Source organism: Ochrobactrum sp. PL_is501 (assembly GCF_055816895.1).
Genome location: NZ_JBVPGR010000038.1, coordinates 452053 through 464669 on the forward strand (window position 1 = coordinate 452053; position 12617 = coordinate 464669).

At 56.4% G+C, this 12617-nt stretch carries 21 protein-coding genes, 1 tRNA gene and 1 pseudogene; 9 read left to right on the forward strand and 14 right to left on the reverse strand.

The genetic code is table 11. The features are described from left to right. Positions 1-699: a phage terminase small subunit P27 family gene (locus AC0TOF_RS19335; protein ID WP_473769451.1), complete on the reverse strand. Its 699-nt coding sequence runs from the start codon at positions 697-699 to the stop codon at positions 1-3. 275 nt (positions 700-974) lie between these two features. On the opposite strand from AC0TOF_RS19335, the gene AC0TOF_RS19340 reads away from it, so the two are divergent. Next, positions 975-1310, forward strand: a complete 336-nt coding sequence (locus AC0TOF_RS19340; protein ID WP_473769452.1) for a hypothetical protein — start codon at positions 975-977, stop codon at positions 1308-1310. Between the two features lie 152 nt (positions 1311-1462). Here the strand turns inward: AC0TOF_RS19340 and AC0TOF_RS19345 are convergent, their stop codons facing one another. The 13 genes and pseudogenes from AC0TOF_RS19345 to AC0TOF_RS19405 form a co-directional block, all read right to left on the reverse strand. Continuing rightward, positions 1463-1729 (reverse strand): hypothetical protein, encoded by a 267-nt coding sequence (locus tag AC0TOF_RS19345; protein WP_473769453.1) that lies wholly within the window; start codon positions 1727-1729, stop codon positions 1463-1465. A 218-nt stretch (positions 1730-1947) separates the two neighbouring features. Further along, positions 1948-2604: a transcription termination/antitermination protein NusG gene (gene nusG, locus AC0TOF_RS19350; protein ID WP_473769454.1), complete on the reverse strand. Its 657-nt coding sequence runs from the start codon at positions 2602-2604 to the stop codon at positions 1948-1950. Further along, the gene (locus AC0TOF_RS19355) at positions 2591-3820 is read right to left on the reverse strand and encodes a helix-turn-helix domain-containing protein (RefSeq protein ID WP_473769455.1); all 1230 of its coding nucleotides are present in this window, start codon (positions 3818-3820) and stop codon (positions 2591-2593) included. Before AC0TOF_RS19355 ends, nusG begins: the two co-directional genes overlap by 14 nt. Further along, positions 3769-4284, reverse strand: coding sequence for a hypothetical protein (locus tag AC0TOF_RS19360; protein ID WP_473769456.1), 516 nt, complete (start codon positions 4282-4284; stop codon positions 3769-3771). Before AC0TOF_RS19360 ends, AC0TOF_RS19355 begins: the two co-directional genes overlap by 52 nt. After that, positions 4281-4619, reverse strand: coding sequence for a DUF4406 domain-containing protein (locus AC0TOF_RS19365; protein WP_473769457.1), 339 nt, complete (start codon positions 4617-4619; stop codon positions 4281-4283). The genes AC0TOF_RS19360 and AC0TOF_RS19365 overlap by 4 nt, the downstream gene beginning before the upstream one ends. Continuing rightward, a complete protein-coding gene (locus tag AC0TOF_RS19370) occupies positions 4616-5800 on the reverse strand; it encodes an MT-A70 family methyltransferase (RefSeq protein WP_473769458.1) in 1185 nt (394 codons plus the stop codon). The genes AC0TOF_RS19365 and AC0TOF_RS19370 overlap by 4 nt, the downstream gene beginning before the upstream one ends. After that, positions 5797-6054, reverse strand: a complete 258-nt coding sequence (locus AC0TOF_RS19375; protein ID WP_473769459.1) for a hypothetical protein — start codon at positions 6052-6054, stop codon at positions 5797-5799. Before AC0TOF_RS19375 ends, AC0TOF_RS19370 begins: the two co-directional genes overlap by 4 nt. Positions 6055-6100: 46 nt before the next feature. Continuing rightward, a complete protein-coding gene (locus tag AC0TOF_RS19380) occupies positions 6101-6238 on the reverse strand; it encodes a hypothetical protein (RefSeq protein ID WP_259030049.1) in 138 nt (45 codons plus the stop codon). A gap of 9 nt (positions 6239-6247) precedes the next feature. Then, positions 6248-6511 (reverse strand): DUF2312 domain-containing protein, encoded by a 264-nt coding sequence (locus AC0TOF_RS19385; protein ID WP_473769487.1) that lies wholly within the window; start codon positions 6509-6511, stop codon positions 6248-6250. A 112-nt stretch (positions 6512-6623) separates the two neighbouring features. Next, the gene (locus AC0TOF_RS19390) at positions 6624-6833 is read right to left on the reverse strand and encodes a hypothetical protein (protein WP_473769460.1); all 210 of its coding nucleotides are present in this window, start codon (positions 6831-6833) and stop codon (positions 6624-6626) included. After that, the gene (locus AC0TOF_RS19395) at positions 6830-7306 is read right to left on the reverse strand and encodes a phage regulatory CII family protein (protein WP_473769461.1); all 477 of its coding nucleotides are present in this window, start codon (positions 7304-7306) and stop codon (positions 6830-6832) included. Before AC0TOF_RS19395 ends, AC0TOF_RS19390 begins: the two co-directional genes overlap by 4 nt. Positions 7307-7542: 236 nt before the next feature. Beyond that, positions 7543-7617, reverse strand: a tRNA-Met gene (locus AC0TOF_RS19400). Between the two features lie 106 nt (positions 7618-7723). Next, positions 7724-7876, reverse strand: a pseudogene (locus AC0TOF_RS19405) (helix-turn-helix domain-containing protein); the annotation flags it as partial. 64 nt (positions 7877-7940) lie between these two features. On the opposite strand from AC0TOF_RS19405, the gene AC0TOF_RS19410 reads away from it, so the two are divergent. The 8 genes from AC0TOF_RS19410 to AC0TOF_RS19445 form a co-directional block, all read left to right on the forward strand. Next, on the forward strand, positions 7941-8303 hold the full coding sequence (locus tag AC0TOF_RS19410; RefSeq protein WP_473769462.1) for an XRE family transcriptional regulator: 363 nt from the start codon (positions 7941-7943) through the stop codon (positions 8301-8303). 368 nt (positions 8304-8671) lie between these two features. Continuing rightward, complete coding sequence (locus AC0TOF_RS19415) at positions 8672-8851, forward strand: hypothetical protein (protein WP_473769463.1); 180 nt, start codon at positions 8672-8674, stop codon at positions 8849-8851. Between the two features lie 59 nt (positions 8852-8910). Next, the gene (locus AC0TOF_RS19420) at positions 8911-9072 is read left to right on the forward strand and encodes a hypothetical protein (RefSeq protein WP_473769464.1); all 162 of its coding nucleotides are present in this window, start codon (positions 8911-8913) and stop codon (positions 9070-9072) included. Further along, entirely contained in the window at positions 9069-9578 is a 510-nt protein-coding gene (locus AC0TOF_RS19425) for a hypothetical protein (RefSeq protein ID WP_473769465.1), read from the forward strand. Before AC0TOF_RS19420 ends, AC0TOF_RS19425 begins: the two co-directional genes overlap by 4 nt. Position 9579: 1 nt before the next feature. After that, positions 9580-10686: a phage Gp37/Gp68 family protein gene (locus AC0TOF_RS19430; protein WP_473769466.1), complete on the forward strand. Its 1107-nt coding sequence runs from the start codon at positions 9580-9582 to the stop codon at positions 10684-10686. Continuing rightward, positions 10683-11753 (forward strand): MazG-like family protein, encoded by a 1071-nt coding sequence (locus AC0TOF_RS19435; RefSeq protein ID WP_473769467.1) that lies wholly within the window; start codon positions 10683-10685, stop codon positions 11751-11753. Before AC0TOF_RS19430 ends, AC0TOF_RS19435 begins: the two co-directional genes overlap by 4 nt. After that, complete coding sequence (locus AC0TOF_RS19440; protein ID WP_473769468.1) at positions 11750-11980, forward strand: hypothetical protein; 231 nt, start codon at positions 11750-11752, stop codon at positions 11978-11980. Before AC0TOF_RS19435 ends, AC0TOF_RS19440 begins: the two co-directional genes overlap by 4 nt. A 76-nt stretch (positions 11981-12056) precedes the next feature. Continuing rightward, a partial coding sequence (locus tag AC0TOF_RS19445) for a hypothetical protein (RefSeq protein ID WP_473769469.1) occupies positions 12057-12617 on the forward strand: 561 nt, incomplete at its 3' end.

Here is a 12617-nt window from a genome sequence, read left to right on the forward strand (position 1 = left end):
TCAATTAAGTTTGCCGGGCGGCGGCGAATTATGACCGCCGAGAACGCCGATCATATCCTCGGCGATGCCTTCGCCCGATGGAGTTTCTGCAGGTGCGTCATCATCCGGCGCGTCAGTTTGAGAGTTCCCGAAGAGTGGCAATCCGCCGAGGCCGGCAGCTGCAGCCTGATCGCGCATGATCTTGTATCGAGCGTCAGGCCGCATGCCGAACGTTGCCTCCAGATCTCGCAGCATCTTTTCGATATCTTGGCAGGCCTGCCATGCGGGATGGCGCTTTTTGGTATGATTGCCGTTCGTGTCGGTTGCCTCGAACCAAGTCCCCTCTTTCTGCACCGACAGATCTGCCGCGACCCATTCAACGATGTATCGGCAGTATCGACCAAGCGCAGATGAATCGAGGTCGGAAAGAAGATTAAGCCGCATAAGTTTTGGCGCGAGATCGTTCCAGACCTCAGTTGCCTTTCGGCTCTTCTTCAGCCACTTCGGCGGTTTAACGTTGCCGACGGCGACCGGAACTACCTTGCTGGCGTTGCGAACAGCCTGCGTTTCCTTTTGTGAAAGCCGTTTTCCGGGCGATCCTTTCGCGACCTGTTGTTCTGCCGTGTCGGGCTTGCGACCACGAGCCATCGTCCGCCCTCCATCATGGCGAGAAAAAAAATATTTCGGTAATTTCGCGGCGACACACGCGTGCACACCCACCGGTCCGGCCCCTCAAGGCCCAGAACTTTCGACCGCCCCCCCCCCTATGAAGGGAACCTCGCGTTCGATGCATCGCAGATCGACTGGATCTGGCTGACCAAGCTGAATGGCAGGCAATCCTCGACCGCATGGTCAACCCGTATCGGAAGTGATGCGCCCAGCAGCTCATTCAGATGGCAGGGCTGGTTCACCACTACAATCCGACAGCGATTGGCAACCGCGTCGCCCCGGACAGAACGCACCATTGACCGGACGTAAGCTCGCATCGAAACACTATGAACGACAACGATAGCGCCAGTTTCAGGCAGCGCCTCCACCATAACTTTCGTCAGGCCCTCACCACGCATGGTATCCTCGCATTGCTATCGATTGAAAATAATGCGGGTCAGATGAACCGCCGCCTTGCTGTCCAAGCGGAGATCCGCCGCATTCAGCAGCCCTTGCTCGTACTGACGTTCCAGCTGTTGCTTGACGATATCGTGGTGCTTAGTGCAGCACGGTTGCCAATTGGCTTGATCCCAGAACAGGGCATCGTCGCCCTTGTGCGGAATGATGTGATCGACAACGGATGCCAGTTCGACCCGATCGACGGCCTCACACCCGATGCATAGCGGGTTATCCCGCTTGAACGCGGCAGCAGCCCTGTCCCACCGTGCCGTATAACCACGCTCGCGGGCGCTGCCCCTTCTCGCCTCATAGTCACGTTGCGATTGCTGCACTGTACCCAGATGAGAAGGACGGAAGGATTTCGGCTTGGAAGCCATCAGCCTTTGATCCGAACCTCACAAGCGCCGCCGCCGAAGTCGATTACCAGCTTGCCGTTTCGTGATCTCAGACTGGTGGCATTCACCATGAATTCACCGCGCTCAAAAACAAACGGGCATTCGCCCACCATCACAGATCGAGACGACACAGCCGATCCACCCGCCGCCAATCGCTTCGGATTGTCCGGCTTCGTAACGGCGACAGCAGGAACTGCAGCGACAACAGGCGCAACGCCAAGCATGCGCAGGAAAGCCCGACGCTTCATAACGACCTCACATATGGTGAAATGGAAAGAGCGCCTCGCGGCGCTCATAGATGTTGCTGAAATCTGGACATAGCTTACGCACTGGCCCTGAATCGATTTCTACCGAGAAGGCAGTCAGGGCGGGGTCCGAGCGTGGCCACCTCAGGAACTAGTCCCCACGTGCTACCGTGTATTGAGGATCACTATCTAAACCGGATCATCCCGTGAGCAGATTACGCTCACAACGGTTCGAGAATTGCAATAGGCACCGTCATGGCAACTGGCCTGCCCATGACCGAAACCTCGACCACGACCAAACCATTTCCTTTCGAGCCGCCAGAGACCAACTCAGCACGGCAACCGGCAAACGGTCCGTCGGCAACCCGCGCCCATTTCACACCGATGAACCTGCGATGGAAATGCTCATAATCGTATTTACCATCTTCCGCTTTCGCCATGAAAAGTAAGACGTTTTGGGCGCTGACAAGAAATGGATTCTCATATCCGCCGAGGATCGAAATCACGTTCTCGAAGCTCAAAAGCCCTGCCAAGCAGACGTTGGAAATGATGCACCGGGCGAGCACGTAACCGTTCATGACCGGCTGCTTTCTGGGTGGTATCTCGCGACCCTGCCGGCGTATTTTGGGCCCCATTTTCATGGGGACAAGTACCTCAATATTTTCCGATTTGAGAGCGTCTTTGACTGCATTCTCGCGGCCAGTCACGACCTGCAGCACCAACCAAGGCGAATCATCGCCTGCGCGAATCGCAGCCGCAGCCCTCATTCTTGCCACCCTCCGGCGCTCTGACAGCACCTTGTCTATAGCCCTGCACTGGTCAGCAGTCGGCTGCATTGATAGCGCCGCTTCGATCTGCTTGCGGTCAATTGCCATCATGTTCACCTAATCCCCTCAAAGCAGCTTTGAATTCGTCCAGTCCTTCCGGCCCACCGGCTGGAAAATGCACGTAGTCCAGCTTTCCCGTCGAAGGAAACCAAGGCCAACCTTGCTCATTGTGATGCGCTTTCCACGCCTCCCACGTCTCGCTGCCAACCTTGACCGGCACCAAGAGCGGGAAAACGGTAGTGAGCGCGGCAGAAACCACACTCGAGCGCCACCCTCTGGCACGCTCGAACATGTCGTTCACCACGGGCCAACCGTTCTCACGGCGCTTTTCCCACTGAATTTCAGTCTCAGTGCGGCGACCTTGCTCAACAAGCATGACTTCGATTTTGGTCAATGGAGAGGGAGGCGTAGGCTCAATGAGCAGGAAATTCCGATAGGTTTCAGCCATAAAGGGATTGCTGAAGGGGCGCGCCTCAATACGTGTTGGCTTCGCGTCGGCCTCAGATTTCGGATCCGGCACCTGTTCCCAGAGCCTATTCTCGAAGTAGGTGCTTGGTGCATACGCGTAGGTTCGACCGTTCGAACGTAGAAGCTCGATCCACGCATCGCGCTTCTCAGCCGCCTGAATTCGTTGCTCTGGTGTGAGGGCCAGCCATGCATCAAACCACTTCGCTTTAGGCGCTCCGTCAAGCCCCGGCCAACTTTTAATCAGCTTCCAATAAGCGTTCTGAATCTTCTTTGGATCTTCTCGATCCGTCGCGCTCGCGCCTCTCTCAGAACTACAATCAGTTTTTTCTAGATTATCAGTTATTACTAGGGGGGGATTTGCCGTCGCCGGTTTTTCCGTTGACGGATTTACCGTCGACGGATTTTCAGTCTGCGGTAAAGATGCAACACTTTCAGTAGCTTCAGCGGGAAATGGTTCATCATAGATTACAAGCGACAGCGCGCTAAAGCGTCCGCCATCACGTACCTGCTCTTTCTGGGCATAACCAAGCTCGACCAACTCGGCAATCATACGGCGCGCCTTGTCGCGCCCGCAGTTTCCCTTGTTGATGATGTCGCGCAGCACCACCGTCCAGTTGTCCGGCTTCGACAGCAGGTAACCAAGAAGCCAACGCGCCTCCATGGAGAGGCGCGTTTCTTCAAACACGTGATTTGGGATCGCCGCATAGCGCGCATTGCGCTCGCCACGGCGGATAGTCGGTTCTTCCCTCATTGCCCCGTCTTTCTCCATGCCTCGAACGATGCCCGCAGCGATCGCCAACGATCCGCCGCTGCATCGTCCTTGTTCAGTTCGCTTCTGGATGTGATACCGAGAATGGTGCGCAGCTTCTGCGCCGCCCGTTCGGCAGTAAGTGGCCGCTCAAGGCCGTGCTTTTCTTCAAGGAACACCTTGAATGCGGCGTCATCGCACTTCATCGCAGCTTCCGCCGCGAAGTCCTTATGTTTGCTATGGTTTTGCTGACGCGGCGCTTCCTTGCGGGCCTTTGCAATCGCCCGGTCGACTAGCCGCAGCAGAAAGGCCACCATTTCCGGCGCACCGACAACAAAGTCGATTTCTTCCGGCAGTGCGCCCGGATGAAAACGGGCGATCTCATTGAGTTCCCCCACGGAAGTTCTCGCCTCGACAAACTGGCCGCTATCATCAGCGGATCGGTACCATTTCTGCCCCGATAGCCCGGCAAGCTTGTTTCGGATCCGATGCAGCTCCATCGCTTCGGGGTTCATATCACGCCCCTCCATTCGATGATCTCTAAGCTGCAATTGAGCGCCAGCTGACGTTCCGCGAGCGCTCCCTTGGAACGCTCCCAGCCCGGCAGCAAAACGATAGTGTCCGCTTCCAGACAGATGAAATTGCAATAGGACGCAAACGCCCGCCTGATTGGAAATTCTTCCGGTGGGCCGTCGTGTGGAAACTCTGCCGGATTGTAGACACGATGCCCGGATGCTCGCAGTTGCGCCGTGACGCGATGGAAAGCCGGATAGTTATAGTCTGGCAGGCCCGTCATCGGTCCCGAAAGATAAATGTTGCGCTTGCGGGCAGGCATGGCGGCATCTGTCACTCTTCCGCCCTCCCCGCAGCTTCATAGCCCCAGGCATCCCAGCCGGGACGCGGCGAACGACAGAACAGTTCAAGCTTTGGAACATCGGGATAAAGCCGCTCGATCTGCTCGGCGAACCATGCTGGCTTTGCCGAATGCTTGCCCTTGCGCTCGCGGTGTACGGTTTCAGGCTGGGTACCAGCCAGCGGCGCAGGCGGATTACCGCGCTTGCCGATCAGCAACAGTTCGTGCCGGTCACGGCCCCAATATCCGGTTCCTGCGACTTCCTTGTCCCAGATCCAGTGGTGCCGATATGAAAACCCCCATGTCTGCATGACACGAAAGGCGTCCGGCAACATCGGGTTTGTCGCCCAGAGAAACAGGACAGCATCACCAGTGATCGGCGAGCCAATCTGAGCAAGGAGGTTGCAAATTGCTGCCGTATCCATTGTCGGATAATGGTTTTCGGCGCTCTTTTCCCGGCCTGTTTCTTCCGAGTAAACGCCGAACTTCCATGGCGGATCCGCGTAGATGATGGGATAGAGGCGTTCGACCTTGCCGGGCGCTGTTTCCCGCCCCTTTTCGGCAACCAGTGCCATGGTCGTTAGCCGCACAGCATGGCGAATCTTTTGCTGCTCGGCCCGAATTTTCTTGGCCTCGGCAACTATCGCTTTCTTTTCTTCGCGAACCACCCGCGCCTGTTCGGCATGCTGTAGCTCAGACAAGGCCTCGCCTGCATGTACCGACACTTTGCCGGCACGGATCGCGTCAATCAGTTCCGGCGCACCATGATCCCGGATGCGCTTAGCTGACTTCACCGCACGCTCCGAAACAGACAGTTTCTCGGCAGCGCGGCGGGAGGGCAAATTTGCACCCCCGGCAGTAGACTGGTTGATGCCCCGTTCCCAATCGACAATCATGGCCGCCGCAATGGCGCGCTGGCTTTCGCTAAGGTGACGCCTGTGCAGGTTCTTCGACAGTACGAAGCTGAGAGGATCAGCCCCGGTAAACTCGGCATACACCGGATCGACGCCGACCAGACCGCATGCGGCCTGCCGGTTGCGCCCGTCCAGAACCTTCCCCTCCAACAGTAGGATAGGCTCGACCTGACCGTTTGCAGCGATGTCAGCTGCGAGAACCTTCAAATCGGCTTCCGCGATCATCGGGAAAATGTCGGCGAGTGGATGTGACGGATATGTCATGCCGCAACTCCGCGTTTCCGCGATTTCGCCGAAGCGGTCGCCGCCTTCGCCCGATGCCCTTCCAGCAGAAGAACGGCCCGTTCAAGTGTTGCCGCGCCGACGCCATCCGCCAGCGCCGTGGCAAAGCGAACATGCAAATCCAGTTCCCGATCCGAAACCGGGTTGCCTTGCTCCTGACCAACGCGGGCCGCAAAGGCCGCATCGAAAAGCAACTGCGCGAAGGCTGACGGCTTATAGCCTTTGCTTTCGGCCATTGCGGTAAGGCTTCCATAAGCCTTGGCATTCAGGCGAACCGCAACCTTAAAACTTGACGGATTCATATGAACGAACCTCCGCGAGATAGATGACGACGAAAAATGGCGAAGCTGCCCCGAGGACGCAGAGGGTCGCCAGAAGAGCCGCGAAGAAGAGGTCGTGTTTGCGAATGAAACTGATCATCGGCCAGCCTCACGACATGCCAAGCGCGTCCATGTAGAGCTGCAGCATCGCTTGCTCTTCCTGACGCTCGTGATCTTCTTTCTTGCGAAGGCGGATGATTGCCCGGACGGTTTTCGCGTCGAAACCCGAACCCTTCAGCTCGGCATAGACGCCCTTGATATCGTCGGCGATTTCTGATTTTTCCCCTTCCAGCCGCTCGATACGCTCAATGAAGGCGCGAAGCTGGCCCACCGCGATAGTCTGGGCTTCCGAGGTGATATTGTCGCCCACCATCGGAAGGACTTCGGGCGCATCCTGTTCTTCAGCCTCAATATCGACGGCCTTGGTGCGGCGTTTCCCAGCCTTCGCCCGCTTGGCATTCCACGGATCACATCCCTCCTGAGCGTCAGCCATGACCAACCACCTTTCCAGCACGAAGGCGCGAGCCACCTTCGACGGTGGCCCGCGCAATCGCATCGGCCTTTTTTGGAAATCGATCGAGGATCTGGCGTGAGCGATCACAACCGAAGCGGCCGGCCAAGCGCCTCCAGCGAGGCGGATGCACCTCGCCCATCTCATCAATGATGATGAACTTTGCGATTTTGCCGGAGATCATGTGCTCGTCTCCAGTCGGCGGACGAGATCCTCCATCACCCGAATAAGCTCGCGAGCTTCCTTGCCGATATTCTTGCGCTCGGCGGCATCGATCCTGTTATCAGTCAGTGCATCAACGATCGCCTGCGATACATCCATTCCCTCTTTGAGAATGCGCATCGCATCTTTTTCAGTGATCGGCGCGGGCGATGCAGCGATATCGCTGCGAATGCCGACTGGCACCAATTCAAAACCGAGAAGTGCCGCCATCTCTTTCGTTATCGTCGGCGACTTGGCGGCGCGGTCGATTTCGATCGCTACATCGATCGGCGCGAAACTGTCGGCGTTGTCCTCGCCGAACGATGCGTACTTTGAGAGCTGCGAGGTGGAGACGCGGGTAAAGTCCAGAATGCGGGAAATGCCGCCCGATAGCACGTATGCACCGTCGGTTGCGGCCTTAAGTGTCCGGCGTTCTGGCTCGGAAATAGTGCGCAAAAGAACCTCCCTGAAACGTCAAGGAAAAATTTCGGTCAAAGGATTCGGTGAATTTCGCCAGCCCTACCGATAGGACTGTCTGGTCAAGTCAAACAGGTGGCCCGCAGGCCGGAGAACAACGACATGAATTCATCGCAGGCCCTCCGAAATTGCAGCCGGGGCGCATCTGGCGTCTCTCAAACCGTGCGCCCCGGCGCTTCCGTCCGACTGGGAGGAGGAATCGGACGAATTGAAACTGGTTGCAGGGACCGGATTCGAACCGGCGACCTCCGGGGTATGAACCCGGTGAGCTACCTCTGCTCTACCCTGCTCAGAAATGGCTGGAGCGCCATTGTGCGGCGACGACGCTCCAGCCTCACCCGCCGAGGAACTGGCCGGCGAATTTTCACTGCCAAAAGCTTCCAATTTTAGACGGTCAAGCAACGCACGGGCTGCTCCCCTTTTGGGAACGCCGTCATTTTCCCAACGCCAAACCGTCGAAAGATTGACCCCCGCCATATCCGCCAACTGGGACTGGGTGAGGCTGAGAGCCTTTCTGATGGCCGGAATATCTAAAAGTGCTTCGCTCATAGCGCGGAATGTGCATTAGGCACAATTTAGTGTCAAGGCGAAATGCACATTGAAAGTGTGCAATATGCAAACCATGATCGATACTCGCCCCGATTTTGCAAAGCGCCTTGAAGTGGCTCGTCTTGCTCGCGGTTTCAAAACCGCGAAGAGCGCGTGTGATTTTTTCGGTTGGAACTACAATTCGTATGCACAGCACGAGCAGGGTAATCGAGGCATAAGCCGGGTTTCAGCGAAGTATGCTAAAGCCTACAGAGTAAGCGAAGCTTGGCTACTGACCGGTGAAGGAACGGGCCCTATATCGTCCAACACCGATCCTGTTAATGAAATTGATAAAGAATTTAATCAGTTAGTCGCTGAAGCCACAGAAGAAGATAAGCAGGCGATGCTTCCCCTCCTTCGCACTTTGATCGCCTCCAGAAAGCGATAAATAACCGCTTTTCTTCGAGGCTCATCCTTTCCCACTCCTTAAAAATTTCCTCTGTGAAATTCACGTGCACTCCCCTTTACGCTCACACAATCATGACTCGCTAATGAGAACACTTCAAGAACATACTTGAGGTCTCCAAAGTCATTATGTGCGACCGGTGAGCGTTCCGCACCCCGCCGATTCTAAGAACGTACGATGATTCAGAACGGCAATTTGTACATTTTTGCTCATTACGCACATTTTCTGTTGACATAATTGTGCATTATGCGCATTTTCCACTCGCCCCCGACGGAAAGCCGACCGCGCCAGAACGGGTTTCTAGTAAAGGCGTGGTCGGCTCTCCGAATTGAAGTGGAGAGACACCAAAAATGAACAACCATCCTGAGGATATAGCGGTACGCAACAACCCTGATTTGCTCGGGCGTGACGCTTACACCGCATCGTTGCGCGCCTGCCCTTCCTATCACGATGGTACGTCTCGCCCGACATGGGACCAGCTAGACAACGCTGCACAGTGGTCGTGGTCGCGTCCAGTCCAACGACCGTAAGCCTTCCGGTTTCCGCCCGGAAGGGCGGTTTCCCGAATGCTTAGTCGAGGAGACCTCATATGCATGATGAAATTGAAATCCGAACGGAAGCGGGCTTCAACCTGCCGGAAACATACAGAATCGAAGACCGCGAAACGACCTTCCGCGTCATGCTGGCCGTTTTCGGATGCTGTTCAGCAGCTGGGTTTGTGCTCGGTCTGCAAATTGCGGGGCTGATATGAGCGAGAAATCCTACGAGCTGACATGGCTGCCCGCAGACTGGATGGACGAATTTGTCCCGGCACCGCTTCGGCACCCGACCGACTTCATTCATCGATGCGACGATGGCTCGTACATCGTCATTCCGAAGGAGAGTAAGGACGACCTTCGCCCTGACGGTGGCATCGAAGATCAAGAGCATCTTCTGTTCAAAATTTCGGCTGGCGATATCGTTCGCTTTCAACCAACCGAACAGTATGGAACATACACCCTCCACTTGGCAGAAGATCGGTCATTTTGGATCGATGGTGATTACCCCAGTAAGGCCAATTGTTTTTACCACAACGATATCCAGACCCTTAGCAGTTCGCTCAATGAGTTGATCGAAACCGGCGACGGCATAAATGGTCCGCTGGAACCGGGCAGTTACGACGTTGAGATCTATTGGTGGGGCGATGACGTAGCCTTCCGGTTCGAGGTGAAAGCCGATGGCACCGCGCACTTCGTAAGATCTGGCGAGGTGCACTGACATGGCCGACAACACCAAGATCGAATGGACGGACGCCACGTGGAATCCGATTACTGGATGCAGCGTCGTGTCCCCCGGCTGCACAAACTGCTACGCCATGAAGCTTGCCGGAACCCGGCTTGCCCATCATCCGTCGCGAGCGGGCCTGACACTCGACACGAAAGTCGGCCCGGTTTGGAATGGCAAACTGCGCTTCAATTCCGAATGGCTGTTTCAGCCCCTTCGTTGGAAACGTCCGCGCCGGATTTTCGTCTGCGCTCACGGCGATCTGTTCGCCGAAGGCGTTGAGGATGCTTGGCTCGACCAGATATTCGCGGTTATGGCCTGCAGTCCACAGCACATATTTCAGGTACTCACGAAGCGCCCGAAGCGTATGCGAGACTATCTGACAACCAAAATGCTGGAGCATCGCCTCGCTGCTGCCCGAGCACAGTTCGATTTCCCGTTACAGTCACCGGGTTTCTGGCCGCACTTGCCGCTGTCCAATGTCTGGCTTGGCGTTTCCGTCGAAGATCAGGAACGCGCTCGCGAACGAATTCCGTTGCTTCTCACCACACCGGCAACCGTCCGCTGGATCAGCGCCGAACCTTTGCTTGGCCCCCTTGATCTAGGATGCCTTGACGTTGACGGCGACAGCCTTGTGGATGCGCTGAACCTACGCAATTGGGAGGACGAAATTGCCCAATGGCGCGATAGCGACGAAGACTGGGAGGAACAATTTCTCGATTGGTACAGCTTATCGGACCTGCCTAGCGGCCCCATGTCATCGGTTCTGAATTGGGTAGTCGTCGGCGGTGAAAGCGGTGCTGGCGCTCGCCCAATGCATCCAGACTGGGCGCGATCCCTTCGTGATCAATGCACAAGAGCCGGGGTTCCATTTTTCTTTAAGCAGTGGGGCAACTGGCAGATCGCCAGCGAGGCCAACGGCCATGCCGATCACAACATGAACCGGAACGATGCGTTCTGGATCGATATCGATGGCACCCAGCATAAGCCTCAATCAACCAGCCTAGACAGACCATACGCAATGCATCGCGTTACCAAGGCTGTTGCGGGCCGTCTACTCGACGGAATCGAACACAATGCATTGCCGGGAGGCGAACAATGACTGGACTACTCAATTTGCGCGCCGCCAACGTCGCCCGCGATCAGGAATGGAACACCGGCAGCGAACGTGTTTCGATGACATTTCGCGCCACCGAGCTTGCCGGTGAAGTCGGCGAGGCCTGCAACGTCATCAAGAAGCTGGAACGTGAGCGCATCGGGCTTGTAGGATCCCGCGACACGAAAGAGCATCTTGCCGAGGAACTGGCAGATATTGTCATCTGCACAGACCTTGTCGCGATGGATGCCGGCATTGATCTGGACGCGGCAATTGCCGCCAAGTTCAACGCTACAAGCGAAAAGAACGGATTAGCGACCCGGTTGTCAGTTTCGGATCCCGCAGCGCGTACGCTGGCGTTGGAGGAAGGCAACCTAGACGATCTGCGCAACCTCATAAAGTACGCGAAGAAGATCGGGCATCGAAGCTTCCAGTCCATGTCGATCTTTGACGATTTCGTTCTATCGGTGGAAGGCGCAGAAAAGGTTCTCCGCGCCCTATCCTCCCCGGATCATGCCGACGACTTAGCTGTTGATCGTTTCGCAATTGCTATGAAGCAAAAGCTTGCAAAGAAGCGCGAGGAAGGCCGTGGCGGTTGGGAAAACAAGGATGAATGTTCGGCAGAATACCTATCCTATTTGCTCATACAGCACATCTGGAAAGGCGATCCGGTAGACGTTGCAAACTTTGCCATGATGCTGCAGCAGCGCGGAGAGCGCGTCGTTATTGACAGCGAAACGTCATCCATTATTCCGCGTCTTCCTGCCGACGCCGGTAAGGTCGAGGGGGATGGGCGAGCCGATCTTGAGCGCTTCTGGCGTCCGATTTCCGAGGCCGACCGGACAATCACTTACGAGGATACCTTCAACCTCGACGACGGCAAGTCGATGACAATCCGCAATTCGGACCACTATTGGGTGCGAGACGCCGATGGCCGCGTTTACGAGGCAACATGGTCCGATCACAAGGGCGGATACTGGTGGGATTTGGAAGGCGAAAGCCCTGTCGATCCCGTCGAATATATGCCGCACCCGCTTTCTCTCCCCTCTGCACCATCGGAGGGCGCGGAATGAGCAAGCCAAAAGTCATCTACGCCAGACCCGGCGATACGATAGAAATCCGTATGGTTTGCCATGAGGATTTTGACCTCAATGCGCGCGACTGGCGTCAGCAAACATTCCCAACCAGCACATTGATAATGGTGGTGGACAGCCATGGGGTAGCCTTTGCCGATCCAATAACACGGCAAGTTCCTTGGCCTTCCCGACACCCATCAGGAGGCGACCGTCATGGCGAGTGACATCTGCTATGTGTGTGGAACACGCAACATGAGAGGGTCTGTTTGCCTGACATGTTGCCCTGACGGCGACCCGCGTTTGAAGCCCGCGAACACCCGTCCCGCGCCTGCCGCTACAGATACGGGACTGGAGACGGTGACGCATATGCTCGGAAACCGCCAACCGCTTGTGTACCGCTCGCAGGCTGTGGAGCTATTGGCGGCGAAGGATGAAACAATCCGCCTCCTACATCAGCATATCAATGATTGGGAACCAGAGGCGGAAAAGGTTCGCGGTCTTGAAGCCGACAACGCGGCTCAGGCAGCGCGGATTAAGGAGCTGGAGAAGATCAACGCCGTACTGATGGGCGATGATGAAGACAAGCCGCGTTACTCGACAAAGCGTCTCAAGCAGGAAATTGCCCGCGCTACTGAAGCCCTCGAAGCCAAGATCGCGGAGGAACGGGCGCTTGCAGATACTGCCATCCGCCAGAATGCTTTGCTTTGGAAGAGAAACGACGCCCTCGAAGCCAAGCTCGCGGCTGCTGAAAAGGCGCTGGAGCCGTTTGCGGCGATCAAGACTGCTGACGGACCGGAAGGCTCCTTCACCCGCATTCCAGATGAACACGGGCTTATGTTCAACATGGGAACCCGTGAGCCT